This window comes from Cellulosimicrobium sp. I38E, from assembly GCF_001647255.1.
Lineage (GTDB): Bacteria > Actinomycetota > Actinomycetes > Actinomycetales > Cellulomonadaceae > Cellulosimicrobium > Cellulosimicrobium cellulans_E.
Genome location: NZ_LUAZ01000009.1, coordinates 70,187 through 95,460, shown reverse-complemented (window position 1 = coordinate 95,460; position 25,274 = coordinate 70,187). Strand labels below are relative to the sequence as shown.

Genomic DNA, 25,274 nt, shown 5'->3' with positions numbered 1-25,274 from the left:
CCCGCCCGCGCCGTCGGGCACCGTGCCGCACGCCGAACCCGAGGAGAGAGCTGATGGCGTCGATCACCCTCAAGGACATCGTCAAGCGCTACGGCGACGGGTTCCTCGCGGTCGACCGCGTGAACCTCGACATCGCCGACGGCGAGTTCGTCATCCTCGTCGGGCCGTCCGGCTCGGGGAAGTCCACGGTCCTGCGCATGATCGTCGGGCTGGAGGACATCACGTCCGGCGAGCTCGACATCGACGGCGCGCGCGTCAACGAGAAGGCACCACGCGAGCGCGACCTCGCGATGGTGTTCCAGAACTACGCGCTCTACCCGCACCTCACGGTGGCCGAGAACATCGCGTTCCCGCTGCGCCTCGCCAAGGGCAAGCACAGCGAGGAGGAGATCCGCGAGAAGGTCGAGCGTGCGGCCGACATGCTCGACCTGCGCGAGCACCTGGACCGTAAGCCCGCGAACCTCTCCGGCGGCCAGCGCCAGCGCGTCGCGATGGGGCGCGCGATCGTGCGCGACGCGAAGGCGTTCCTCTTCGACGAGCCGCTCTCGAACCTCGACGCCAAGCTGCGCGGGCAGACCCGCACCGAGATCGCGCGCCTCCAGCGGCGCCTCGGCACGACGACCGTCTACGTCACGCACGACCAGACCGAGGCCATGACGCTCGGCGACCGCGTCGCGGTGCTGCGCCGCGGCGTGCTCCAGCAGGTCGCGAGCCCGCGCGGGCTCTACGAGCAGCCGGTCAACCTGTTCGTCGCGGGGTTCATCGGAACGCCGCCCATGAACTTCCTGCCGGGCGAGGTGTCGGGCGGGCGGATCACGCTGCCGTTCGGCGAGTTCGACATGCCGGAGAGCGTCGCGTCGGTCGTCGGCGACCGGAGCCTCGTCATCGTGGGACTGCGTCCCGAGCACTTCGAGGACGCGCGGCTCGTGGACCCGTCCAAGAAGGACCGCGGCCACACGTTCGAGATCCAGATCGACGTCACCGAGTGGCTCGGGGCGGAGCTCTACGCCTACGTGCCGTTCGACATGCACGAGTCCGTGAAGGGCCAGCTCGAGGAGCTGGACCGCGAGCTCGACGGCGAGGGCCTGCGCAGCCAGTTCGTCGTCGCCCTGGACTCCGCGTCGCGCGTGCGCGACGGCGACACCACGGAGCTCTGGTTCGACCCGACGAAGATGATGATCTTCGACCCCGAGACGAGCGAGAACCTCACGCGCGACGACGCCGAGGCCGACCGCATCGAGGAGGAGAACACCGAGGACCGCCGGCGTTCGCTGGAGCGCGCGCAGAAGCAGGACGCCCAGGTCTGAGGAACGTCGGCCGCCCGGGCGACCTGCCCGGGCGGCCGACGTGCGCCGGGGACCTGTTCAGGCGGACGCGAGCTCCTCGCGGCGGGGCGGGTTGGCGCCGGCGCGGGAGACGGTGACGGCGGCGACGGCGGCGCAGCGTTCGAGCAGGCCGGTGAGCGTGGCGGGGGCGATCGCGTGCAGGGCGTCGCGGCGGTCCGCGCCGAGGAGGCCTGCGTCCCAGAGCCCGTCGAGGAGCGCGCCCATGAAGGAGTCGCCCGCGCCGACGGTGTCCACGACGTCCACGCGCGGGGCGGTGATGCGCTGCTCGCCGGTGGCGGTGAGGGCGAGGGCGCCCTCGCCGCCGTAGGTGATGACGACGAGCGCGGGGCCGAGCGCGAGCCACTGGTGGGCGAGGTCGACGGGGTCGGTGCCGGGTGCGAGCCAGGCGAGGTCCTCGTCGCTGACCTTGACGACGTCGGCGAGCGCGACGAGCGCCTCGATCCGGGTGCGGGCGTCGGCGGGGTCGCCCATGAGGGCGGGGCGGGCGTTGGGGTCGTACGTGATCGTGGCGGTGTCGCGGGCGGCGGCGACCAGGGCGCGCACGTCCGACGCGCCGGGCTCCAGGACGGCGGCGATCGAGCCGGTGTGCACGGCGAGCGTCCCGGCGTCCGGGGCGGTGCCCGCCGGGACGCGCCACTCCAGGTCGAAGTCGTAGGTCGCGGCGCCGTGGGCGTCGAGGTGGGCGGTGGCGACGCTGGTCCTCTCGGCGTCGGTGCTGCCGGGGGTGAGCGTCACGGTGGAGTCGTCGAGCCAGGCCCGGATCGCGTCGCCGCGCTCGTCCGGGCCGAGCCACGTGGCCAGGCGTGCGTCGCGGCCGAGCCGCCCGAGGGTGAGGGCGACGTTGGCCAGGCTGCCGCCGGGGTGCTCGTCGACGCTGCCGTCGGCGCGGTGCACGACGTCGATCAGCGCCTCTCCGACGACGAGCACGTGCTCGCCCTGCGCAGGGGCGCCGTCGGTCGAGGGGGCGGCGGGGGAGGTGCTCATCGGTCGTCTCCGGTGGTGTCGTCGGGGGTCTCGTCGGGCTCGTCGTGCGTGCGTCCCTGCGGGGCGCGTGCCGCATCGAGCCGGGCACGCGCGCCGTCGAGCCACTCCTGGCAGCGCGCGGCCAGCGCCTCGCCGCGCTCCCAGAGCGCGAGCGACGCCTCGAGCGGCTCGCCGCCGGCCTCGAGCCGCGCGACGACCTGCACGAGCTCGTCGCGCGCCTGCTCGTAGGAGAGCGTCGCGACGTCGGGCGTGACAGCGTTGTCAAAGGAAGTCACGGCAGTATTCAACCCCATCTCTGCATCGTGGTCGGACCGGACGTCCGGGAGCCGGACACCTCGGGCTGCGGGACGCGCCTCACGACGCGTCCCGGGAAGCGTCGGGCGCGGGCCCGTCGTCGTGCGTGGCGGTGACCGCCGCGTCGAGCGCACCGCGTGCGAGCCGCACGTGGACCACGTCTCCCGCCGCAACGTCGTCGGGGGAGCGGACCACGTGGCCGTCCGTCCGCTGCACGACGGCGTACCCCCGCTCCAGCGTCGACGCCGGCGACAGGGCGCGGACCTGGGCCTCCAACCGGCCCACCTCGCCCGAGGCGCGCACGAGCCGCGTGTCGAGGGCGCGTCGTGCGCGGTCGCGCAGCGCGGTCACGCGCTCGGCGTGGTCGGCGAGCATCGTGTGGGGAGTGGCCAGGACCGGGCGGGACCGGAGGCCGTCGAGCAGGGCCTGCTCCCGCGCCACGCGCCCTGCGACCGCCGTCCGCAGCCGGTGACGGCCCTGCGCCACCCGGGCCCGTTCCTCCGCGACGTCCGGAACGACGCGCTTCGCCGCGGCCGTCGGGGTCGAGGCGCGGTAGTCCGCCACGAGGTCGAGGAGCGGGCTGTCCGTCTCGTGCCCGATCGCGCTCACGAGCGGGGTGCGGCACGCCGCCGCGACCCGGACGAGGGCCTCGTTCGAGAAGGGCAGCAGGTCCTCCACCGCGCCGCCGCCGCGCGCGACCACGATCACCTCGACGTCCGGGTCGGCGTCGAGCGCCCGGATCGCGTCGCCGACCTGCTGGACCGCGTGCGCGCCCTGGACCGCGACCTCCCGGATCTCGAACCGCACCTGGGGCCAGCGGGCGCGTGCGTTGACCACCACGTCGTGCTCGGCCTTGGACTCCCGTCCGCACACGAGCCCGACGACCTTCGGCAGGAACGGGAGCGGGTGCTTGCGGGCGGCGTCGAACAGCCCCTCGGCCGCGAGCACGCGCTTGAGGTGCTCGATGCGCGCGAGCAGGTCGCCCACGCCCACCGGCCGGATCTCGCGCGCCTGGAGCTGGAGCGTGCCGCGTCGCGTCCAGAAGACCGGCTTGGCGTGCACGACGACGTGCGCGCCCTCCGTCAGCGGCGTGCCGTCGAGCACGCGCGTGGCCGCGGAGACGGGCAGGGACATGTCCAGGTCGGTGTCGCGCAGCGTGAGGAACGCGGTCGACGTGCCCGGGCGGCGGTTGAGCTGGACGACCTGGCCCTCGACCCACACCGGCGCCATCCGGTCCACGTACTGCTCGATCTTGCGGGCGAGGAGCCGCACGGGCCACGGGTGGTCCGCGCTCGTCTCGAGCGCGCGTGTCGGCAGCGGGCCGCGGTCCCCGGGCCGAGGAGGCCGCGCGGACGGCGTGGCCGGCCCGGGGACGTCGTCGGGCAGGGGGAGCGAGGCGGTCACGGGACCAGCCTGCCGCACCCCACCCACGCCCACCCGGCGCGCCCACCGCGCGGAGCGGGCGCCGCCGTCGCTGGGCGCCCGCTCACGGTGCGAGCAGGTCGACCGTCACGAGCGTGTACCCCTCGGCGCGCAGGTCGTCGATGATGCCGGGAACGGCGTCGACCGTCGTGGCGTGGATGTCGTGCATGAGGACGACGCTGCCCGGTCGGGCACCCTCGACGGCGCGCCGTCGGGTCTCCGCGGCGTCCTTGGTCTTCCAGTCGAGCGTGTCGAGGTTCCACAGGATCACCTGGAGCCCCGTGCGCGTCGCGACCGACCGGACGCGGTCGTCGACGTCGCCGTACGGGGGACGGAGGAACGTGGGTGTCTCGCCGGAGGCCTCCGTGATCGCCTCCTGCGTGCGCTCGAGCTCGGCGCGCACCTCGTCGTCGTCGAGCGTCGTGAGCTGCGGGTGGTCCCACGTGTGGTTCGCGAGCAGGTGGCCCCCGGCGGCGGTGTCCCGCACCACGTCGGGGCGCTTCTCGACGTTGGTCCCGACGAGGAAGAACGTCGCGGTGACGTGCTTCTCCGCGAGCGTCTTCAGCAGGCGCTCGGTGTCCGCGCCCGGCCCGTCGTCGAACGTCAGGGCGACGCACCGGTCGACCGTGCAGTCCACCCCCTGCGCCCGCCCCAGCTCGCGGCGCTGCTGGAGCGTCAGCTCCAGCCGGTCGGTCCACACCGCCTCGGTGGCGCCGAGCACGGCGTCCCGCTGCGCGACCACCTCGGCAACGGGGGCGCCCCCCACGCCGGCGTCGAGAGAGGGGTCGGCGGCGGCGAGCGCGGCGTCGAGCGACGTGCGGTGCCCCTCGTCGGAGACGAGCCCCGCCGACTCGGTGAGCACCGGGCGGCCCTCCGCGACGGCGTCCTCGAGCCCGTCGTACGCCCACTGCTGCCACGCCGACGCGACGTCCTGCGTCGCCCCGACGACCGCCGCCGTCGCGTCGTCGAGCGCCTCGGGCGACGGCGTGGACCCCGTGACGACCTCGAACCGGCGCTCCGGCAGGGAGCGAGGGAAGAAGGGGTTCGGGCGCGTGAGCGCGTCGACCGTGCGGTCCTCGACCGGGTACTCGACGGGCGCGCCGACGAGCGTCGCGGCCTCCGGCAGCGCCGCTGCCAGCGGGTCGCGCACGGCGGGGTCCTCGACCTGGCCCTCGCTCTGCGCCAGCACGGCGCCACCGACCACCTCCGCCGCGGCGAGCGTCGCGAGGCGGGGCAGGTATGCCGCCTCCGCCTCGGCACGGGCGGTCACGGCGTCGCGCTCGGCCTCCGTGACGTCGGCGTGGTACCGCTCGACGGACCCGACCCACCGGTCGTGCTCCACGGACGCCGTGAGGACCAGCGCCCCCGCCACCACGACGGCGACCCCGGGCACGAGCCACGGCCACACGCGGCGCCGTGGTCGTGTCGGCTCGGCGGGGTCGGCGGGCCCCCCGGACGGGTGCCGGTCGGACGCGTCAGGGGTCTCGGGGTGGGTCGGGTCGAGGTCGTCGGCCATCACTCGATCCTCCGGGGCGGTCGGACGTCCGGCGACCCGGGGCGCGGTCCCGCCGGGGTGAGATCCGTCTCCCGGTCGGCCGCCCGTGCCCCTCGTGCGAGCGAGTCGCGGAGGGACGGTGGAGCACCGGCGTCGGTGCTGTGAGGAGGGCGGGAGGGGCACGGGTGCGGCCGGCGGTGACGGGCCTCACCGGGGTCGGCGCGCGGGCGCTCGCCTAGACTCGGTGGCGTGAGCGACCTCCCCGCCGGCTCGTCCGCGCACCCGTCCGACCGCCCCGCCGTCCCGTCGGAGGCGGCCCCGCAGAACGCGGCACCCCGCAAGCGCGTCCTGCTGGCCGCGCCGCGCGGCTACTGCGCGGGCGTGGACCGGGCCGTCGTCGCGGTCGAGAAGGCGCTCGAGCACTACGGCGCGCCGGTGTACGTGCGCAAGGAGATCGTCCACAACAAGTTCGTCGTCGAGACGTTGAGCGAGCGCGGCGCGGTGTTCGTCGACGAGACCGACGAGGTGCCGGAGGGCGCGCGCGTCGTGTTCTCGGCGCACGGCGTCTCGCCCGCGGTGAAGGCCGCCGCGGCCGCCCGCAACCTCGACACGATCGACGCCACGTGCCCGCTCGTGACCAAGGTGCACAAGGAGGCCGTGCGCTTCGCGAAGGACGACTACGACATCCTCCTCATCGGCCACACGGGGCACGAGGAGGTCGAGGGCACGGCGGGCGAGGCGCCCGACCACGTCCAGGTCGTCGACTCGCCCGACCACGTCGACGACGTCGTGGTCCGCGACCCCGACAAGGTCGTGTGGATCTCGCAGACCACGCTCTCCGTCGACGAGACCATGGAGACCGTCCGTCGGCTGCGGGAGAAGTTCCCGACGCTCCAGGACCCGCCGAGCGACGACATCTGCTACGCGACGCAGAACCGCCAGGTCGCGGTGAAGAAGCTCGCGCCCGACGCGGACGTCGTCATCGTCGTCGGCTCGGCGAACTCGTCGAACTCGGTGCGCCTCGTCGAGGTCGCGCTCCAGGCGGGTGCCGGGGCGTCGTACCGGGTCGACCGCGCGAAGGAGATCGACCCGGCCTGGCTCGACGGCGCGACGACCGTCGGGGTGACGTCGGGCGCGTCGGTGCCCGAGATCCTCGTGGACGACGTGATCGCCTACCTCGCGGAGCGCGGGTTCGGCGAGGTCGAGGAGGTGCGCACCGCGACGGAGGACCTCATGTTCTCGCTGCCGCGCGAGCTGCGCGCGGACCTCAAGTCGTCCGGGTCCGACGGCGGTCGCCCGGCGCGCGGGGGCCGCACCTCGCTCTCCGTCCAGCCCGTCTGACGGTCGGGGTCGCCCGCAGCCGCCGGCTCCGGGCGGGCCGTCAGGCGCTCGCCCCGCCGGCCGACGGCTCCCGACGGGAGTCCTCACGGTCCTCGGGGCGCTCGTCGATCGCGACCACGGACTCGTTCACGGACGCGAGCAGCTCGGGCGCGCTCACGGCGCTGAGCTGCGGGTTCACCGTCGGCGGCGTCGTGAGGTCGTCGTCCACGACGTGCAGGTCCGCGAACCGGCGCGCGCTGACGAGCACGCGCGTCTCGAGCGAGCCGACCGTCCGGTTGTAGGAGTCCGCGGCGCTCTGGAGCTGGCGACCGAGCTTTGCGAGGTGCGAGCCCATGACCGCGAGGCGACCGTGCAGCTCCTTGCCGAGCGTGAGCACCTGCTGCGCGTTCGTGGCCAGGGCGTCCTGCCGCCACGCGTAGGCGATCGTCCGCAGCATCGCGACCATCGTCATGGGCGTCGCGATGACGACGTTCTTGGACACCGCGTGCTCGAGCAGCGACGGGTCCTGCTCGACGGCGGCCGAGAGGAACGACTCCGCCGGGACGAACATGACGACGAACTCGGGCGCCGGCCCGAACTGGTCCCAGTACCGCTTGGCGCCGAGGTCGTCGACGTGCTTGCGCATGTGGCGCGCGTGCGCGGCGAGCCGGTCGGCGCGCACAGCGGGGTCGGTCGCACCCTGCGCGTCGAGATAGCCGAGGAAGGCGACCTTGGCGTCGACGACGACCTGCTTGCCCCCGGCGAGGCGGACCACCATGTCGGGGCGCAGCGCGCCGTCGTCCGTCGCGACCTGGTCCTGCTCCACGAAGTCGACGTGGGGGAGCATCCCGGCCGCCTCGACCACGCGGCGGAGCTGGAGCTCGCCCCACGCGCCGCGCACCTGCGACGACCGCAACGCGGTGACGAGCTGCGACGTCTCGGCGCGCAGCAGCTCCGACGCGTCGCGGACCCCGCGCACCTGCTCGGCGAGGCTGCCGTGTGCCGCGAGCCGCGCGCGCTCGGCCTCGGCGACCTCGGCGCGCACCTTCTCGAGCGCGCCCGCGAGCGGCTCCACGAGGTGGCGCACCGCCTCCTCGCGGCGCTCGAGCTCCGCCGCGCCCTGCTCCTGGCTGCGGCGCAGACGCTCCTCCGCCTGGACGAGGAACTGCTCCGTGCCCGCGGCCAGCACCTTGCGCGAGAGCGCCTCGAACTGCGCCTCGAGCCGGCGGTGGTCGCCCTGGACCTCCTCGACGCGGCGCTCGGCCGCCGCCCGCAGCTCGGCGAGCTGCTGCTCGTGCGTCGCCCGCGCGAGGTCGAGGCGCTCGTCCGCGCTGCGCTGCGCCGCGCCGAGCTGGCGCACGAAGCCCTCGCGCTCGGCCTCCAGCCGCTCGGCCAGACCGGCGCCGCGCGCCGCCTCCTGCTGCGCCTGCCCCAGGAGCTGGGTGAGCCGGCGGACCTCCGCCGCGGCGGCGTCGGGCGACGCGCGCCGTACGGTGAGGACGAGCGCGGCACCGCCGACGAGCCCCAGCACGAGGCCGACCGCGAAGAGCAACCATCCCGAGGTGTCCATGGCGGCACCCTCCCACGGGGGACCGACACGACGGCCCCCGACACGTCGCGCGCGCCCTGGTGGACAGGTCGTGACAAAAGGCACCGGCCGAGGTCGGAGGGCTCGGCTACGTTGGCCGCATGGTCGATCCCACCCCCGTACCACCCGCCGCGCCGGCCGGCGCGCCCGCCCCTGCGCCGGGCCTGGCGCACGGCGCCGCACCAGAGCCGCTCCCCGGCACGCAGCCCGGCCTCCCGACGCCGCCCGACCCCGCCGCCGCGCTCTCGCTGCGCGGTCTGTGGAAGCGGTTCGGCGAGAAGATCGCCGTCGCCGGCATCGACCTGGACGTCCCGGCGGGCTCGTTCTACGGGCTCGTCGGGCCCAACGGCGCGGGCAAGACGACGACCCTGTCCATGGCGACCGGGCTGCTGCGACCCGACGCGGGCTCCGCGCACGTGCACGGCACCGACCTCTGGGCCGACCCCGTCACGGGGAAGCGGCAGCTCGGCGTCCTGCCCGACGGCGTCCGGCTGTTCGACCGGCTGACCGGCGCGCAGCTCGTCACGTACGCGGGCCTGCTGCGCGGCATGGACCGGGACACCGTGGCCGAGCGCACGGCAGAGCTGCTCGCGGCGCTCGACCTCGCCAAGGACGCGAACACGTTCGTCGTCGACTACTCGGCGGGCATGACCAAGAAGATCGCGCTCGCGACCGCGCTCATCCACGCCCCGCGCACGCTCGTCCTCGACGAGCCGTTCGAGGCCGTCGACCCGGTCTCGGCCGCCAACATCCGCGACATCCTCGCGGGCTACGTGGCGAGCGGCGGCACGGTCGTCGTGTCCTCGCACGTCATGGACCTGGTGCAGCGCATGTGCGATCACGTCGCCGTCGTCGCGGGCGGGCACGTGCTCGCGGCGGGCACGGTCGACGCGGTGCGCGGCGACCAGAGCCTGGAGGACCGGTTCGTCGACCTCGTCGGTGGCCGGCAGAGCACGGAGGGCCTGGCGTGGTTGCGCAGTTCGTAAGGCTCAAGCTCACCCTGATGGGCAACACGTTCCGGCGGAGCGTGTGGCAGACCATCGGGTTCCTCGTCGGGGCGCTCTACGGGCTCTTCGTCGTCGGGATGCTCGTCGTCGGCATGGTCGTGCTCGGCACGGACGACCCTGCGCTCGCGGGGTCGATCATGATCCTCGTCGGGGCGCTCGCCGTGCTTGGGTGGTGGGTGATCCCGCTCTTCGCGTTCGGCGTCGACGCCACCCTCGACCCGCAGCGCTTCGTCCTGTTCGGCATCCCCCAGCGCCGACTCCTCGCCGGGCTCGCCGTCGCGGGCGTCGTGTCGGTCCCCGGGATCGTCACCGCGCTGGCCGCGCTCGGCGCCTCCTTCGCGTGGTGGCGCACGCCCCTCGCGGTGCTCGCCGCGCTCGTCGGCGCGGTCCTCGCGGTGGCGCTCTGCGTCGTCGGCTCCCGGGCGACGACGACGGCCCTCGCCCCGCTGCTCGAGTCGCGCCGCTACCGCGAGGTCGTGACGATCGCCGCGTTCGTGCCGCTCGTCCTGGTCGGCCCGGCCTTCGCGTGGGTCGGCTCGCAGCTCGGCCAAGGCCCGGTCGACGGTGACGCGGTGCGGGGCATGGTGGCGCGTCTCGCCGAGATCGCGGCCTGGACCCCGTTCGGAGCCCCCTGGGGCCTGGGCGCCGCGGTGCACGACGGCGCGTGGGGCCTCGCGCTCGCGCGGCTCGTCGTCGCGCTGGTCACCCTCGCGCTGGCGTGGGTCGTGTGGGACAAGGCGCTCGCCCGCGCGCTCGTGACGCCGCCCGCGGCGGGCTCCGGGGGCCGGGCCAAGGGCCTGGGCTTCTTCTCCCGGTTCCCGGCGACGCCGACCGGGGCGGTCGCCGCGCGCACCGCGACCTACTGGCTCCGCGACCCGCGCTACTCGGGGTCCATCGCCGTCGTCCCGCTCATCCCGGTCGTGCTGCTCGTGGTGGGCGGCGGTTCGGGCTCCGAGATCTTCCTCGCGCTCGCGCCGTTCACCGCGTGGATCCTCGGGTTCTCGATCTCGGCCGACATCGCGTACGACCACACGGCGTTCGCGCTGCACGTGTCGACGGGGGTCTCCGGGCGCGCGGACCGGTGGGGCCGCGCCCTCCCGGTGCTGGTCGCCGGGGGCGTCGTGACGCTCGTCTTCGCGGTGGTCTCCGTCGCCGTGGCGGGACGCTGGGACGCGCTGCCGGCGCTGCTCGGCCTGACCGTCGGGACGCTCCTGGTCGCGACCGGCGTCTCGAGCGCGACGTCGGCGCGGCTGCTGTACCCGGTGCCCAAGCCCGGCGACAGCCCGTTCAAGCAGCCGCAGGGCGCCGCGATGGCGACTCTCGTCGCGCAGTCGGTCGCGATGCTGCTCGTCCTCGCGCTGTCGCTCCCGTTCCTCGTGCCCGGGCTCGTCGCGATCCTGGCCGACCTGCCGGTCGTGGGCTGGGTGACGCTGGTCGTCGGTGTCGCCGTCGGGGTGGTCGTCCTGCTCCTCGGCGTCCGCTGGGGCGCCCGCGCGTACGACCGGCGTGCGCCCGAGCTGCTCCAGAAGGTGATGTCCGCGGCCTGAGCCCCGGGCCGGGGTCCGTGCACCGCGGCCCCGGCCCGTAGACTCGGGCGACGTGGCACTCACTATCGGCATCGTCGGCCTGCCCAACGTCGGCAAGTCCACCCTGTTCAACGCCCTGACGCGCAACCAGGTCCTCGCGGCGAACTACCCGTTCGCGACGATCGACCCGAACGTCGGCGTCGTCTCGCTCCCCGACCCGCGGCTCGACAAGCTCGCCGAGATCTTCGGCAGCCAGCGCATCCTGCCCGCGACCGTGTCGTTCGTCGACATCGCCGGGATCGTCAAGGGCGCGAGCGAGGGGGAGGGGCTCGGCAACAAGTTCCTCGCGAACATCCGCGAGGCCGACGCGATCTGCCAGGTGACCCGCGCGTTCGCCGACCCGGACGTCGTCCGCGTCGAGGGCTCGACGGACGCCGAGGGCGACATCGAGACCATCAGCACCGAGCTGATCCTCGCCGACCTCCAGACGCTCGAGAAGACGGTCCCTCGCCTCGAGAAGGAGGTGAAGATCAAGAAGGGCGACGCCGCCCTCCTCGACGCCGCCCAGAAGGCGCAGGCGATCCTCGAGGCCGGGACGACGCTCTTCCAGGGCGCGGCCGCCGCCGGGCTCGACCTCGCTGACGTCGCGAGCCTCCAGCTCCTCACGGCCAAGCCCTTCATCTACGTGTTCAACACCGACGACGCCGGCCTCGTGGACGACGACCTCCAGGACCGACTGCGCGCCCTCGTCGCCCCGGCCCAGGCGATCTTCCTCGACGCGAAGTTCGAGTCCGAGCTCGTCGAGCTCGAGCCGGACGAGGCGAAGGAGATGCTCGCCGAGTCGGGGCAGGACGAGGCCGGGCTGGACCAGCTCGCGCGCGTCGGGTTCGACACCCTCGGGCTCCAGACCTACCTCACCGCGGGTCCCAAGGAGGCGCGCGCCTGGACCATCCGCAAGGGCTGGACCGCGCCGCAGGCCGCGGGGGTCATCCACACCGACTTCGAGCGCGGCTTCATCAAGGCCGAGGTCGTCTCCTTCGAGGACCTCGTCGCGACGGGGTCCGTCGCGGCCGCGCGCGCCGCGGGCAAGGCGCGCGTCGAGGGGAAGGACTACGTCATGGCCGACGGCGACGTCGTGGAGTTCCGCTTCAACGTCTGAGTCCAGGTCATAGGCACGGGGCCCGCCGCATCGTGAGATGCGGCGGGCGCTGTCGTGTCGGGGCAGCGGCGTTTCGCGCGTGTTTCGCTGCCGTCGCGAGGTGGAAACGCACCCGTACCGGCCAGTATCAACTCGGTAACGATCGACCGCAGCAACCGGGCAAGGGGGAGAAGCCACGCAACTTGCTGGGTAGCGTTGCCTCAAACCGTGGTGGGCATACCCGTCCACGCGCGCCGACACCATCCGGACGCGCGGGTGACGGGGCGGCCGGGGGGCTAACGACGCTCCCTCGTACGCGCTCACCATCCCTTGGAGGAGGAACATTGAAGATCAGGCGCACCAGTGCCGCCCTCGCCGTGACGGTCACGGGGGCACTGCTGTTCTCCGCGTGCAGCGGCACGTCGGGTGACGGCGAGACCGAGACCGACGACGCGGGCATCAACACCGAGTCGGCCGTCACGGTCGCGTGGGAGGCCCCCCTCAACGAGCTGAACCTCAGCTCGTCGAACGGCAACGCGACGCAGAACGCGATCATCAACTACGTGCTGAACTCCGGCTTCAGCTACTACGACGCCGACCTGAACCTCGTCCAGGACGAGTCGTTCGGTACGTACGAGAAGGTCTCGGACGACCCGCTGACCATCAAGTACACGTTCGGTGACGACACCAAGTGGTCGGACGGCACGCCCGTCGACGCGACGGAGCTGCTGCTCGACTGGGCCGGCCAGTCCGGCAAGTTCAACACGGTCGAGGCCGAGACGGACCCGGAGACCGGCGAGGTCACGAACCAGGCCGAGGTGGACGCCGGTGTCTACTTCGACGGCTCGGACCCCGGCATCGCCCTGATCTCGCAGAACCCTGAGATCTCCGAGGACAACAAGTCCATCACGGTCGTCTACGACAAGCCGTTCGGTGACTGGGAGCTGAGCTGGACGAACGAGTTCGTCCCCGCCCACGTCGTCGGCCAGAAGGCGCTCGGCATCGAGGACGCGGAGGAGGCCAAGGCCGCCGTCCGCGACGCGATCCTCAACAACGACACCGCCGCGCTGTCGAAGATCTCGAAGTTCTGGAACGAGGGCTTCCAGTTCACCTCGCTCCCCGAGGACCCCGCGCTGTACGTCTCGAACGGTGCCTACACGCTCGAGGACTACAAGGAGAACCAGTACCTCACCCTGAAGGCCAACCCTGACTTCAAGGGCAAGAACAAGGGCGCGGTCGACACCATCACGGTCCGCTACATCGAGGACCCGATGGCCCAGGTCCAGGCTCTCGAGAACGGTGAGGTCGACCTCATCGGCCCGCAGGCCTCGGCCGACGTCCGTACCGCGCTCGAGGCGCTCGACGGCGTCGAGACCCACTCGGGCATCGAGGGCACGTACGAGCACGTCGACCTGGTCTTCCAGAACAAGGGTCCGTTCGACCCGCAGACCTACGGCGGCGACGCGGAGAAGGCCAAGGCCGTCCGCCAGGCGTTCCTGCTGACGATCCCGCGCCAGACGATCGTCGACAACCTCATCAAGCCGCTCAACCCGGACGCCGAGGTGCGTAACTCGAACATCCTCATCCCGGGCTCGCCGAACTACGACCAGATGGTCGCCGAGAACGGCTCGGACTTCTACGACCCGTCGAAGGCCGCCGAGAACATCGAGAAGGCGAAGCAGCTGCTCGCCGACGCCGGGGTCGCCACGCCGGTCAAGGTGCGCTTCGCGTACAACAACGAGAACACGCGCCGCGTGAACGAGCTCGCGCTCATCACGGACACCGCCTCGCAGGCCGGCTTCGAGATCGTCGACACGGGCCGCCCGGCCGCCGAGTGGGGCACCCTGCTCGCCACCGGCCAGGACCAGTACGACGCCTCGCTCTTCGGCTGGCAGTCCACGTCGACCGCGGTCACCGAGTCGGACGCGAACTTCCGCTGGACGCCGAACCCCGGTGTCAACAACTACGGCCAGTACAACAACCCGGCCGTCGACGCCGCGCTGGACAAGCTCCAGGTCTCGACCGACCCCGAGGAGCAGTTCCAGCTCCAGCTCGAGGTCGAGAAGAACCTGTGGGCGGACGGCTTCGGTGTGACGATCTTCCAGTTCCCGGCCATCCAGGGCTGGGACGAGAACCTGAAGGGTGTCGAGTCGATCACGATCAGCCCGACGATCTTCCACGGTTTCTGGAACTGGACGTTCGAGGGCTGAGAGTCCTGAACACCGCCTGACGAGGCCCGTCGCCGTCCGCGAGGACGGCGGCGGGCCTGTCCGGACGCAGGAGACCGGGGGTCTCCGACGGCCCGTCCGTCGGGACCCCCGGTCCTCGCGTGCTCCCGAACCCCGACGTCCTCACCACGGCGTCCCGTGCCCCTCGGTTCACGATCGCGCGAGACCCGCGCGTAGAATCGACCGGCCCCAGACCCGGGGTCCCTACCGACCAGCGAGGTAAGACCTCCGATGTTCTCCTTCATCTCGCGGCGTGTGCTGGCAGGGTTGGCGACCCTCCTCGTGTCCACGTTCGCGATGTTCCTGCTCGTCGACGCCGCGATCCGGCCGTACATCTTCATGGATCTCGAGTCGAGCACGAAGCCCAACAAGGCGCAGCTCATCGCCCAGCGCACCGCCGAGCTCGATCTCGACACGCCCTCGGTGATCCGCTACTTCAAGTGGCTCGGCGACTTCGTCACCGGTGACCTCGGGACGGCCTGGCAGAGTGGCCAGTCCGTCACCACCCTGCTCCAGGGCGCGGTGATCTCGACCATCCAGCTCGTCGCCGCGGCGACCGTCCTCGCCGTCGTCTTCGGCGTCATGGTCGGCATCGTCAGCGCGCTGCGCCAGTACAGCACCTTCGACTACCTGACGATCTTCGTCTCGTTCGTGCTCTACTCGCTCCCGGCCTTCTGGGTCGCCGTCCTGCTCAAGCAGTGGGGCGCGATCGGCTTCAACGACTTCCTCCGGGACCCGAACCTCTCGATCCTCGTGATCGCCGTGGTCGGCGTCGTGATCGGCCTGTTCTGGTCGCTCGCCTTCGGCGGGACGCTCAGGCGCCGGCTCACCGTGTTCGCGATGGGCTTCGCCGCCAGCGTGCTCGCGCTGCTGTACCTCCAGCTCTCCGGGTGGTGGGCCGAGCCGAACCTCGGTCCGGTCATCATCATCGTCACGGGCACGGCCCTCGCCTTCGCTATCACCGCGCTGGTGTCCGGGCTGAAGAACCGCCGCGCGCTCTACGCGTCCCTGACCACGGTCCTGGTCGGCGTCGTCATCTACTTCCCCATCCAGTCCGTCCTCAAGCAGGTGGACAACTGGTGGCTCGTGCTCGTCCTCGGGGTCGTCGCCGTCGGCGTCGGCATCGGGATCGGGTACGCGTGGGGCGGCCCCGACAAGGGCGTGTCCGCGCGCGCCTCCGGCATCACGGCGTTCCTCGTGGCCTCGATGATCTTCGTCGACAAGGTGATGGGCGTCTGGCCCGCGTACTTCAACGCGACGGCGATCAACGGCCGGCCCATCCCGACGATCGGCAACAGCACGCCGAACCTCGGCGGAAACTTCTGGGTGCAGGTCCTCGACCAGTACACGCACCTGCTCCTGCCGACCATCGCGCTCGTGCTCATCCAGTTCGCCGGATACACGCGCTACTCGCGCGCCAGCATGCTCGAGGTGATGAGCCAGGACTACATCCGCACGGCGCGCGCCAAAGGCCTGCCGGAGCGGACCGTCGTCATGCGCCACGGCTTCCGCAACACGCTGATCCCGCTCGCGACGATCGTCCCCATCGACGTCATCACCCTCCTGGGCGGCGCCATCATCACCGAGAAGGTCTTCGCCCGACCAGGCATGGGCCTGCTCTTCCTCAACTCGCTGCAACGAGGCGAGATCGACCCCGTCATGGCGTACCTCGTCATCGTCGCGGCCCTCGCCATCATCGCCAACATCGTGGCTGACCTCATCTACGCAGCCCTCGACCCGCGGATCCGGGTGAACGCATGAGCAACACACCGAACGACGCGTCGCAGAGCGGCGCGACCGAGAACCAGATCGAGCTCCTCGAGGTCGAAGGACTGTCCCAGGGGCAGATCGTCCGACGGCGCTTCTTCCACCACAAGGGCGCGGTCGTCGCGCTCGTCTTCCTCGTGGGCATCGTCGCGCTCGCGATCACGTCCATCGGGATCGGCGGCTGGGACGGCTGGTACGCCTACAAGGCGTCCGGTCAGGGCTCGACCTACCCGCTCGTCAACGGGGGAGCGCCCTCGCCCGAGCACATCTTCGGTCAGGACGAGGCCGGCCGCGACGTGTTCGCGCGCGTCATGCAGGGCACGCAGACCTCGCTCCTCGTGGTGCTGTCCGTCGGCGTCATCGCGACGGTGGCCGGCGTCCTCTTCGGCGCGCTGTCCGGGTACTACCGCGGTCGGGTCGACTCGTGGCTCATGCGCTTCACGGACCTCGTCATCACGATGCCGGTCATCGTCATCGGCGCGGTGCTCGCGCTCCTTTCCGGTGGCAGCAACGCGCTCATCCTGGGTGCGTTCCTCGGGCTCGTCCTGTGGCCGCCGCTCGCGCGCCTCGTGCGCGGTGAGTTCCTCTCGCTGCGCGAGCGGGAGTTCGTCGACGCCGCCCGCGTCGCCGGCGCGAGCGACCGGCGGATCATCTTCAAGCACATGCTGCCCAACGCGGTGGGCGTGATCATCGTCAACGTCACGCTGCTCATGAGCTCGGCGATCCTGCTCGAGACGGCGCTGAGCTACCTCGGCGTCGGGATCCAGGCGCCGGCGACCTCGCTCGGCAAGCTCATCAGCGACTACCAGGAGGCGTTCGCGACGCGTCCGTGGCTGTTCTGGTGGCCGGGTCTGTTCATCGTCGCGATCGCGCTGTGCGTCAACTTCATCGGTGACGGCCTGCGCGACGCGTTCGACCCGCGCCAGAAGCGGATCCCGTCGGAGCGCAAGATGGCGCGCGCTCAGCGCGTCGCGCGTCCCACGGCCGCCGCCACGCCCGGCGCCACCGGTGAGGCCGGGGCGAGCTGATGACCGCCGTCGTCGCCGCCCGCCCGGGAGGTCGTGGACCTCTCGGGCGGCGCGGTGCGCCGACGAGGTCAGGCGGTGAGCGCTACGACCGTCCCCACGACGAGCGCGCCCAGCACGGCGAGCTGCACGACGTGCCACGTCGTGCGGGCACCGGGAGCCCCCGGAACCGCACGATCGAGGTGGCCGGCGGCCGCGAGCAGGCCGTGCCGCTGCGTGACGGCCTCGGCGACGGCCTCGGCGTTCGCGCCGTTCACCACGCGCTCGCGGTCGACGGGGTTCCTGCGGGAGCTGCGCAGCCAGCGAGCCGATCCGCTCGACCGGGGCGCCGCCCAGGCGGTCACTCTGCCGCCCTGGTAGCGCACCTCGAGCGAGTACCGGGTCTCGACGCCCTCGTACACGGTCCACGGCACGTGGACGGTGCGGGCGACGTTGCGGACCTCGATCCCGCCGTCGGACACCTCGACGGCGGGACGCCAGAACAGCATCCAGACGAGGTACGTCACGAGCGCGGCGGGGAGCAGAGCCCCCAGGACCGCGACGACGTCCCCCGTCACGGCCGTGACCACGACCAGGGCGACGGCGACGGCGCCCGTCGCCACCGTGAGGACTCGGCCGTACGTCGAACGGAAGACCAGCGTGGGACCCATGCGCCCATGCTCGCAGAGTCGAGGCGCCACGAGCGCCGGCTCCAGCAGGAAGGACACTGATCAGCGTGGCCATCGAGACGTCTCCCGCGGCCCCGGCCGCGCGCCAGGGCAGCCCCGTGCTGACCGTGCGCAACCTCGGCGTGGACTTCTACGTCGACAAGGCCTGGTACCCCGCGGCCACGGACGTGAGCTACGACCTCCACTCCGGTGAGGTCCTCGCGATCGTCGGCGAGTCCGGCTCGGGCAAGTCCCAGTCGTCGCTCGCGCTGCTGGGCCTGCTCCCGCCGAACGGTCGTGCGCGCGGCTCCGCCAAGCTCGGCGACCGCGAGCTCATCGGCATGTCGCACGGCTCGCTGCGGCACGTCCGCGGCAAGGAGATCTCCATGATCTTCCAGGAGCCGATGACGGCGCTGAACCCCGTGTACACGGTGGGCTTCCAGATCGTCGAGACCATCCGGACGCACTTCAACGTCGGTCCCGCCGACGCGAAGAAGCGCGCGATCGAGCTCCTGCGGCTCGTCGAGATCCCGGAGCCGGAGCGCCGCTTCGACGCGTACCCGCACCAGCTCTCCGGCGGTCAGCGCCAGCGCGCCATGATCGCCCAGGCCCTCGCGTGCGACCCCAAGCTCCTCGTCGCCGACGAGCCGACCACGGCGCTCGACGTCACGGTCCAGGCCGAGATCCTCAAGCTGCTCCGCGACCTGCGCTACCGGGTCGACGCGGCGATCATCCTCATCACGCACGACATGGGCGTGGTGGCCGACATGGCCGACTCGATCATGGTCATGAAGGACGGCCAGGTCGTCGAGCGCGGCACGTCGGCCGAGATCTTCGGCGCGCCGAAGCACCCGTACACGGTCCGCCTGCTCGAGGCGGTGCCGCACCTCGGCTCCACGCGCGAGGCGACCACGACCACGGACCGCGTCCCGGCGGCTGCGGCGCAGGAGCGCCCGCTCGTGCTCGACGCGCAGGACATGGTCATCGAGTACCCGGGTCGGCGCCGCCAGGCCGCGTTCCGCGCCGTCGACGAGGTGTCGATGCAGATCCGCCAGGGCGAGGTCCTCGGGCTCGTCGGCGAGTCGGGATCGGGCAAGACGACGATCGGCCGCGCGGCCGTCGGCCTCCTGCCGGTCACCGGGGGCTCGCTCGAGATCGTCGGCAGGAACATGGTGGGCGCCACGGTCAAGGACCTCAAGCCGCTGCGCACCGAGGTGGGCATCGTGTTCCAGGACCCGGGGTCGTCGCTCAACCCGCGCCTGCCGATCGGCGAGTCCATCGGCGAGCCGCTCATGCTGCACAAGGGCGTGAAGGGCAAGGAGCTCAGCCGCGAGGTCGAGCGCCTGCTCGACCAGGTCGAGCTGCCGCGCGCGATGCGCAACCGCTACCCGCACGAGCTCTCGGGTGGCCAGCGCCAGCGCGTCGGCATCGCCCGTGCGCTCTCGCTCGAGCCCAAGCTGCTCGTGGCGGACGAACCGACGTCGGCGCTCGACGTGTCCGTGCAGGCCAAGGTCCTCGACCTGTTCACGGACCTCCAGCGCGAGCACGGTTTCGCGTGCCTGTTCATCTCCCACGACCTCGCGGTCGTCGAGATGTTGTCCGACCGCATCGCCGTGATGCACAAAGGCAAGCTGGTCGAGGTGGGCGCGACGTCGCAGATCGTGCACGCCCCCCAGCACCCGTACACGCAGCGTCTCCTCGCCGCGGTGCCGGTGCCGGACCCGGCGGCGCAGCGCGAGCGCCGTGCCGCGCGCGACGCGCTGCTCGAGGCCGCGGCGCGCGACATCGCGAACGACGAGCTGTCGTCGCTCGTGGACGAGGAGCGCTCGCTCGCGGAGCAGCGCGACGACATCGACCACGAGCGGAGCGCGCCTCCCACGGCGGGCGCGGGGTTCTGAGTCCCGGGACCCCACCGGGGAGGGCGGGTACCGCCCTCGGCCCTTGACCTGACGCCCCGGCGGGGGCCACGATCGTGGCCCCCGCCGGGGCGTTCCGGTTGCCGGAGATCGGCTGCGCGGCAAGCCTGGGAGGCATGACACGAGCCGAGGACGACGTGCCGGGGAAGCCCGGCCCGGACCATGCCGGGTCGGCGGACGCGGGCCCTCCCGCCCGCGGGACCACGGCAGCCGACGACCTCGACAGCCCTCGCACCGGACGCCCGGACCCTCGGGTCTTCTACCCGGCGGCCGGGATCATCCTGCTCTTCGTGCTCGCGACCATCTTCTTCACCGACACGGTGACGGCGCTCATGGACACGCTCCAGCGGGACGTCATCGGCGTCTTCGGCTGGTACTACGTGATCGTCGTGGCAGGGTTCGTGGTCTTCTCCCTGTGGATGGGCCTGAGCCGCTTCGGCGACATCGTGCTCGGCAAGGACGAGGACGAGCCGCTGTTCCGGCTGCCCGTCTGGTTCGCGATGCTCTTCGCGACGGGCATGGGGATCGGGCTCGTGTACTGGGGCGTGGCGGAGCCGCTGTCGCACTACGTGAGCCCCAAGCCGGGCGTCGAGGGGAGCGACCCGGCGCTCGCCCAGGCCGCGATGGGGCAGAGCTACCTCCACTGGGGCGTCCACGCGTGGGCGATCTACGTCGTCGCGGGTCTCGCGCTCGCCTACGCGATCCACCGCAAGGGCCGGCCGGTGTCGATCCGGTGGGCGCTCGAGCCGCTGTTCGGGGACCGGGTCCGGGGCCGGCTCGGGGACGTCATCGACGTCGTCGCGATCATCGGCACGGTGTTCGGGGTGGCGACGTCGCTCGGCTTCGGCGTCCTCCAGATCGCCGCGGGCCTCGGCTACCTCGACGTGGTGCAGCCGAGCACGGCCCTCGAGATCGGGCTCATCGCGGCGATCTCCGCGCTCGCGACGATCTCGGTCGTGTCGGGGCTGGGCAAGGGGATCAAGTGGCTGTCCAACGGCAACATGATCCTGGCCGGGGTCGTCCTGGTCCTCGTGCTGGCCCTGGGACCGACTCTCTTCCTCCTGCGGGAGTGGGTCCAGTCGCTCGGGTACTACGTCCAGAACATCGTGCGGCTGTCCTTCGACACGACCGCGTTCCAGGGCGAGGCCGGGCTCGAGTGGCAGTCGTCGTGGACGATCTTCTACTGGGGCTGGTGGATCTCCTGGGCGCCCTTCGTCGGCGTCTTCATCGCGCGGATCTCGCGCGGGCGCACGGTGCGCGAGTTCGTCCTCGGGACGCTCCTCGTCCCGACGGTCGTCACGACCCTGTGGTTCTCGGTCTTCGGCGGGTCGGCCCTCTACCGCGAGCTGACCGAGCCGGGGAGCATGCTCGTCGACGGAGCGGTCGACACCGACACGACGCTGTTCCAGCTCTTCGACGGCCTGCCGCTCGGCAACGTCCTCTCGGTCGTGGGGATCCTGCTGATCGTCGTGTTCTTCGTGACGTCGTCGGACTCGGGCTCGCTCGTCGTGGACATGCTCGCGAGCGGGGGCAACCCGAACCCGCCTACGTGGAGCCGCATCTTCTGGGCGGGCGTGTCGGGGCTGCTCGCGATCGCGCTCCTGCTCGCCGGCGGGCTCCAGGCGCTCCAGACCGCGGCGATCCTCATCGCGCTGCCGTTCTCCGTCGTCATGATCGGGATGGCCGTCTCCACCGTGCGCGCCCTGCGCGCGGAGCATGCCGCGATCCTGCGCGCCGAGCGCAGGGCTGCGCGCACGGCGCTGACGGAGCACGTGACGACCCGCGTGTCGGAGAGCATCTCGGAGCAGTGGGAGGAGCTCTACCCGGACCGCCCGGACCGGTGGCGCGCGCTGGCCCGGCGCCCGCGCAAGGGCTCGCCGACCTGACGTCGTCGGCGCCGCGGCGGGACCGACGCGGGGGCCGGGTGCGGCGAGCGCGGCGGGGGAGTGACGCGGGTCATGGTGGCGGGAAGCGCGACCCGGTAGGATAGCCGCGCCCGGGTGACGGCCCGTGCTCCGTGATGCCGCGGCGGGCTGCTCCCGCGCCGTGCGCGCAGAGGTGGCCGGCCGTCGTCGCCCCTCGAACCCCACGAAATGAGAACCGTAGATGTCTGTGCGCTCCGACCTGCGCAACGTGGCGATCGTCGCCCACGTCGACCACGGCAAGACCACGCTCGTCGACGCGATGCTGCGCCAGTCCGGCGCCTTCTCCGCGCACCAGCACGTGGACGACCGCGTCATGGACTCCGGCGACCTCGAGCGCGAGAAGGGCATCACCATCCTCGCGAAGAACACCGCGGTCCGCTACGCCGGCCCGGCCGCCGCCGCGGTGGGGGAGCCCGACGGCATCACGATCAACGTGATCGACACCCCCGGCCACGCCGACTTCGGCGGCGAGGTCGAGCGCGGCCTGTCGATGGTCGACGGCGTCGTCCTCCTCGTCGACGCGAGCGAGGGCCCGCTCCCGCAGACCCGGTTCGTGCTGCGCAAGGCGCTCGCCGCGAAGCTCCCGGTCATCATCGTCGTCAACAAGGTCGACCGTCCGGACTCGCGCATCACCGAGGTCGTCGCCGAGGCGACGGACCTGCTGCTGGGTCTCGCCTCCGACCTCGCGGACGAGGTGCCCGACCTCGACCTCGACGCCATCCTCGACGTCCCGGTCGTCTACGCGTCGGCCAAGGCCGGTCGCGCGTCGCTCGACCAGCCCGTGGACGGCCAGCTCCCCTCGAACGAGGACCTCGAGCCGCTCTTCACGACCATCCTCGAGAAGATCCCCGCGCCGACGTACGACGAGGGCGCGCCGCTCCAGGCGCACGTCACGAACCTCGACGCGTCGCCGTTCCTCGGTCGCCTCGCGCTGCTGCGCATCTTCAACGGCGAGCTCCGCAAGGGCCAGGTCGTCGCGTGGGCCCGGCACGACGGCACGCTCCAGAACGTCAAGATCACCGAGCTCCTCGAGACCAAGGCGCTCGACCGCGTCCCCACGGAGTCGGCCGCGCCCGGCGACATCGTCGCCGTCGCGGGCATCGCGGACATCACGATCGGCGAGACGCTCACCGACCCCGAGGACCCGCGTCCCCTCCCGCTCATCACGGTCGACGACCCGGCGATCTCCATGACCATCGGGATCAACACGTCCCCGCTCGCGGGCAAGGGCGGCAAGGGCCACAAGGTCACGGCGCGCCAGGTCAAGGACCGCCTCGACTCCGAGCTCGTCGGCAACGTGTCGCTGCGCGTGCTCCCGACCGAGCGCCCCGACGCGTGGGAGGTCCAGGGCCGCGGGGAGCTCGCCCTCGCGATCCTCGTCGAGCAGATGCGCCGCGAGGGCTTCGAGCTCACGGTCGGCAAGCCGCAGGTCGTCACGCGCACGATCGACGGCAAGACGCACGAGCCGATGGAGCGCATGACCATCGACGTCCCCGAGGAGTACCTCGGCAACGTCACGCAGCTCCTCGCGCAGCGCAAGGGCCGCATGGAGACCATGTCCAACCACGGCACCGGCTGGATCCGCATGGAGTTCATGGTCCCGGCGCGTGGGCTCATCGGCTTCCGCACGCGCTTCCTCACGGAGACGCGCGGCACGGGCATCGCGGCCTCGATCTCCGAGGGCTACGAGCCGTGGGCCGGGCACATCGAGACCCGCACGACGGGCTCGCTCGTGGCCGACCGTGCCGGCAAGGTGACGCCGTTCGCGATGATCAACCTCCAGGAGCGCGGCTCGTTCTTCGTCGACCCCACCCAGGAGGTCTACGAGGGCATGATCGTGGGCGAGAACTCGCGCAACGAGGACATGGACGTGAACATCACCAAGGAGAAGAAGCTCACGAACATGCGGTCCTCGACGGCCGACAACTTCGAGAACCTCATCCCGCCGCGCCACCTCACGCTCGAGGAGTCGCTCGAGTTCGCCCGCGAGGACGAGTGCGTCGAGGTCACGCCCGAGGTCGTGCGGATCCGCAAGGTGCTGCTCGACCAGACCGAGCGCGCCCGCGCGGTCTCGCGCGCCAAGCGCGCCTGACGTCGCCTCACGGGTGACCGTCCCGACCTCCCGGCAGGCCGCCGTCGTGCCCGACGGCGGCCTGCTGGCCGTGCACGCCCACCCCGACGACGAGACGCTCGCCACGGGCGCGCTCCTCGCGACGTGGGCCGGGTCGGGGAAGCGCGTCACCGTCGTGACGTGCACGCGCGGCGAGCGCGGCGAGGTGATCGACACGCCCGCGCACCCGACGGGCGTCGGGCACCTCGAGGGCGACGGTCCCGCCCTCGCCACGCACCGCGAGGGCGAGCTCGCTCGCGCGCTCGCCGCCCTCGGCGTCGCGGACCACGTCTTCCTCGACGCGGTCGCGCTCCCCGGGCCGGGCGCGATGCCCGACGGCGGTGCGCCACCCCGGTTCGAGGACTCCGGCATGGCCTGGGTCGCCCCGGGCGTCGCGAGCGCCGCGGCGGACCTCCCGCCCCGGGCGTTCGTCGGCGTCCCGCTCGACGAGGCCGCCGCGCTGCTGGCCGCGGTCGTGCGCGACCGCGGCCCCGCGGTCGTCGCGACGTACGAGCCCGGGGGCGGCTACGGGCACCCCGACCACGTGCGCGCGCACGACGTGACCGTCCGGGCGCTCGAGCTGCTCGACGCCGCGGGCGAGCCCGTGCCCGCGCTCTGGCTGGCGGTGGCCCCCGCGAGCACCGTGCGCGCCGCGCGGCGCGCCCTCGCGGCGCATCCCGCGGTCCGAGCCCTCCTCGCGGACGACGCCGACCTCGTCCTGCCCGACCCGGACGAGGACCTGCCGCCGTTCGCACGCCCCGACGCGTCGCTGCCCCCGCTCGTGACCGTGCCGGTGGCGCCCGTCCTCGACGAGCTCCTCGCCGCGATGCGGGAGCACGCGACGCAGGTCCAGCGCGTCACCGCCGCGGTCGCCGAAGCGGGCTCGGTCACGGGGGAGGGCCCCGAGGGCGTGCTGGGCTGGTACGCGCTCAGCAACGACGTGCTGGCCCCCGTCCCTTCACACGAGTTCTACGCTCCCTCCGGCGGCGCTCTCCTCGGCGACCAGGTCCGGCCCGGGCCCACACGTTAACCTGGGGCCCGTGGAGACCGGTATGGGGCGGCTCGTCGGCCGCGGGGTGGCGTGCGCGCTCGTCGGTGCGATCGTCGGGCTCGTCGGCACCGTCGCGCACCGGGCGCACCTGCTCGGTGTCGACCTCCCCGGAGGCGTCGGGCTGGGCATCGTGCTCGCACTCGTGACCGTCTTCGCGGCCGGCACCCTCGCGCGCGCCTGGGGCGGCATGGCCGGCCTGCTCGGCTACGGCATCGGATGGGTCGTGGTGGTCCAGCTGCTCTCGCTCGAGGGCCCCGGCGGCGACGTCCTGGTGCCCAGCGAGCCCGTCGGGTACGTCTGGATCTACGGGGGCCTGCTCGTCGTCGCGGCGGTCGCGTTCCTGCCGCGCTCGTGGTTCAGCGACCGGCCCGTCCGCCCGGCGCTCCACGGCCGTCCCACCAGGCACGACGGACCTGAGGACACCCTCGCGTCCCGCTAGAATTCGCGGTGCGGATCCCCGCACACCCCTCGTCGTCGCGCGGACA

General features: G+C 72.5%; 19 protein-coding genes. 13 read left to right on the top strand and 6 right to left on the bottom strand.

Annotated elements, in window-relative coordinates:
• The first annotated feature begins 53 nt into the window (after positions 1 to 53).
• Complete coding sequence (locus tag A0J59_RS02425) at positions 54 to 1,307, top strand: ABC transporter ATP-binding protein (RefSeq protein ID WP_064315105.1); 1,254 nt, start codon at positions 54 to 56, stop codon at positions 1,305 to 1,307.
• Positions 1,308 to 1,364: 57 nt separating this feature from the next.
• Here A0J59_RS02425 and A0J59_RS02420 read toward each other — a convergent pair whose 3' ends face one another.
• From A0J59_RS02420 to A0J59_RS21070, 4 genes are all read right to left on the bottom strand, one after another.
• A complete protein-coding gene (locus tag A0J59_RS02420) occupies positions 1,365 to 2,330 on the bottom strand; it encodes a carbohydrate kinase (RefSeq protein WP_064315104.1) in 966 nt (321 codons plus the stop codon).
• Positions 2,327 to 2,623: an exodeoxyribonuclease VII small subunit gene (locus A0J59_RS02415; RefSeq protein WP_064315103.1), complete on the bottom strand. Its 297-nt coding sequence runs from the start codon at positions 2,621 to 2,623 to the stop codon at positions 2,327 to 2,329. Before A0J59_RS02415 ends, A0J59_RS02420 begins: the two co-directional genes overlap by 4 nt.
• A gap of 61 nt (positions 2,624 to 2,684) precedes the next feature.
• Positions 2,685 to 4,028: an exodeoxyribonuclease VII large subunit gene (gene xseA / locus A0J59_RS02410; RefSeq protein ID WP_082918675.1), complete on the bottom strand. Its 1,344-nt coding sequence runs from the start codon at positions 4,026 to 4,028 to the stop codon at positions 2,685 to 2,687.
• 82 nt (positions 4,029 to 4,110) lie between these two features.
• A complete protein-coding gene (locus tag A0J59_RS21070; RefSeq protein ID WP_082379976.1) occupies positions 4,111 to 5,562 on the bottom strand; it encodes a polysaccharide deacetylase family protein in 1,452 nt (483 codons plus the stop codon).
• Between the two features lie 228 nt (positions 5,563 to 5,790).
• On the opposite strand from A0J59_RS21070, the gene A0J59_RS02400 reads away from it, so the two are divergent.
• The gene (locus A0J59_RS02400) at positions 5,791 to 6,882 is read left to right on the top strand and encodes a 4-hydroxy-3-methylbut-2-enyl diphosphate reductase (protein ID WP_082379975.1); all 1,092 of its coding nucleotides are present in this window, start codon (positions 5,791 to 5,793) and stop codon (positions 6,880 to 6,882) included.
• 40 nt (positions 6,883 to 6,922) lie between these two features.
• Here the strand turns inward: A0J59_RS02400 and rmuC are convergent, their stop codons facing one another.
• A complete protein-coding gene (rmuC, locus tag A0J59_RS02395; RefSeq protein ID WP_047232772.1) occupies positions 6,923 to 8,431 on the bottom strand; it encodes a DNA recombination protein RmuC in 1,509 nt (502 codons plus the stop codon).
• A 119-nt stretch (positions 8,432 to 8,550) separates the two neighbouring features.
• Here rmuC and A0J59_RS02390 point away from each other — a divergent pair, with 119 nt between their 5' ends.
• The 6 genes from A0J59_RS02390 (at position 8,551) to A0J59_RS02365 (ending at position 17,143) form a co-directional block, all read left to right on the top strand.
• Positions 8,551 to 9,435, top strand: coding sequence for an ABC transporter ATP-binding protein (locus tag A0J59_RS02390; RefSeq protein ID WP_082918674.1), 885 nt, complete (start codon positions 8,551 to 8,553; stop codon positions 9,433 to 9,435).
• Complete coding sequence (locus tag A0J59_RS02385; RefSeq protein ID WP_064315102.1) at positions 9,417 to 11,003, top strand: hypothetical protein; 1,587 nt, start codon at positions 9,417 to 9,419, stop codon at positions 11,001 to 11,003. The genes A0J59_RS02390 and A0J59_RS02385 overlap by 19 nt, the downstream gene beginning before the upstream one ends.
• A 52-nt stretch (positions 11,004 to 11,055) precedes the next feature.
• The gene (gene ychF / locus A0J59_RS02380) at positions 11,056 to 12,141 is read left to right on the top strand and encodes a redox-regulated ATPase YchF (RefSeq protein ID WP_047232774.1); all 1,086 of its coding nucleotides are present in this window, start codon (positions 11,056 to 11,058) and stop codon (positions 12,139 to 12,141) included.
• A 323-nt stretch (positions 12,142 to 12,464) separates the two neighbouring features.
• A complete protein-coding gene (locus A0J59_RS02375) occupies positions 12,465 to 14,330 on the top strand; it encodes an ABC transporter family substrate-binding protein (protein WP_064315101.1) in 1,866 nt (621 codons plus the stop codon).
• A gap of 249 nt (positions 14,331 to 14,579) precedes the next feature.
• Positions 14,580 to 16,109, top strand: coding sequence for an ABC transporter permease (locus A0J59_RS02370; RefSeq protein ID WP_047232776.1), 1,530 nt, complete (start codon positions 14,580 to 14,582; stop codon positions 16,107 to 16,109).
• The gene (locus A0J59_RS02365; RefSeq protein WP_053371173.1) at positions 16,106 to 17,143 is read left to right on the top strand and encodes an ABC transporter permease; all 1,038 of its coding nucleotides are present in this window, start codon (positions 16,106 to 16,108) and stop codon (positions 17,141 to 17,143) included. The genes A0J59_RS02370 and A0J59_RS02365 overlap by 4 nt, the downstream gene beginning before the upstream one ends.
• 68 nt (positions 17,144 to 17,211) lie before the next feature.
• Here the strand turns inward: A0J59_RS02365 and A0J59_RS02360 are convergent, their stop codons facing one another.
• Entirely contained in the window at positions 17,212 to 17,790 is a 579-nt protein-coding gene (locus tag A0J59_RS02360) for a PH domain-containing protein (protein WP_064315100.1), read from the bottom strand.
• Positions 17,791 to 17,855: 65 nt separating this feature from the next.
• Between A0J59_RS02360 and A0J59_RS02355 the strand changes: the two genes are divergently transcribed.
• The 5 genes from A0J59_RS02355 (at position 17,856) to A0J59_RS02335 (ending at position 25,228) form a co-directional block, all read left to right on the top strand.
• The gene (locus tag A0J59_RS02355; RefSeq protein ID WP_064315099.1) at positions 17,856 to 19,685 is read left to right on the top strand and encodes an ABC transporter ATP-binding protein; all 1,830 of its coding nucleotides are present in this window, start codon (positions 17,856 to 17,858) and stop codon (positions 19,683 to 19,685) included.
• A 134-nt stretch (positions 19,686 to 19,819) separates the two neighbouring features.
• On the top strand, positions 19,820 to 21,589 hold the full coding sequence (locus A0J59_RS02350) for a BCCT family transporter (protein ID WP_082918673.1): 1,770 nt from the start codon (positions 19,820 to 19,822) through the stop codon (positions 21,587 to 21,589).
• Between the two features lie 220 nt (positions 21,590 to 21,809).
• Complete coding sequence (typA, locus tag A0J59_RS02345; RefSeq protein WP_047232779.1) at positions 21,810 to 23,720, top strand: translational GTPase TypA; 1,911 nt, start codon at positions 21,810 to 21,812, stop codon at positions 23,718 to 23,720.
• 13 nt (positions 23,721 to 23,733) lie between these two features.
• Positions 23,734 to 24,768, top strand: a complete 1,035-nt coding sequence (locus tag A0J59_RS02340) for a PIG-L family deacetylase (protein ID WP_255364900.1) — start codon at positions 23,734 to 23,736, stop codon at positions 24,766 to 24,768.
• A gap of 10 nt (positions 24,769 to 24,778) precedes the next feature.
• Positions 24,779 to 25,228 carry a hypothetical protein gene (locus tag A0J59_RS02335; protein WP_181446398.1) on the top strand — a complete coding sequence of 150 codons (450 nt, stop codon included), beginning with the start codon at positions 24,779 to 24,781 and terminating at the stop codon, positions 25,226 to 25,228.
• The last annotated feature ends 46 nt before the right edge of the window (positions 25,229 to 25,274 follow it).

Excerpts from the sequence above, each read along its gene's own strand:
- typA (WP_047232779.1), top strand. The coding sequence starts at position 21,810 with ATGTCTGTGCGCTCCGACCTGCGCAACGTGGCGATCGTCGCCCACGTC.
- A0J59_RS02350 (WP_082918673.1), top strand. The coding sequence starts at position 19,820 with ATGACACGAGCCGAGGACGACGTGCCGGGGAAGCCCGGCCCGGACCAT.
- A0J59_RS02390 (WP_082918674.1), top strand. The coding sequence starts at position 8,551 with ATGGTCGATCCCACCCCCGTACCACCCGCCGCGCCGGCCGGCGCGCCC.
- A0J59_RS02370 (WP_047232776.1), top strand. The coding sequence starts at position 14,580 with ATGTTCTCCTTCATCTCGCGGCGTGTGCTGGCAGGGTTGGCGACCCTC.
- A0J59_RS02425 (WP_064315105.1), top strand. The coding sequence starts at position 54 with ATGGCGTCGATCACCCTCAAGGACATCGTCAAGCGCTACGGCGACGGG.
- A0J59_RS02360 (WP_064315100.1), bottom strand. The coding sequence starts at position 17,790 with ATGGGTCCCACGCTGGTCTTCCGTTCGACGTACGGCCGAGTCCTCACG.
- rmuC (WP_047232772.1), bottom strand. The coding sequence starts at position 8,431 with ATGGACACCTCGGGATGGTTGCTCTTCGCGGTCGGCCTCGTGCTGGGG.
- A0J59_RS02365 (WP_053371173.1), top strand. The coding sequence starts at position 16,106 with ATGAGCAACACACCGAACGACGCGTCGCAGAGCGGCGCGACCGAGAAC.
- A0J59_RS21070 (WP_082379976.1), bottom strand. The coding sequence starts at position 5,562 with ATGGCCGACGACCTCGACCCGACCCACCCCGAGACCCCTGACGCGTCC.
- A0J59_RS02420 (WP_064315104.1), bottom strand. The coding sequence starts at position 2,330 with ATGAGCACCTCCCCCGCCGCCCCCTCGACCGACGGCGCCCCTGCGCAG.
- A0J59_RS02415 (WP_064315103.1), bottom strand. The coding sequence starts at position 2,623 with ATGGGGTTGAATACTGCCGTGACTTCCTTTGACAACGCTGTCACGCCC.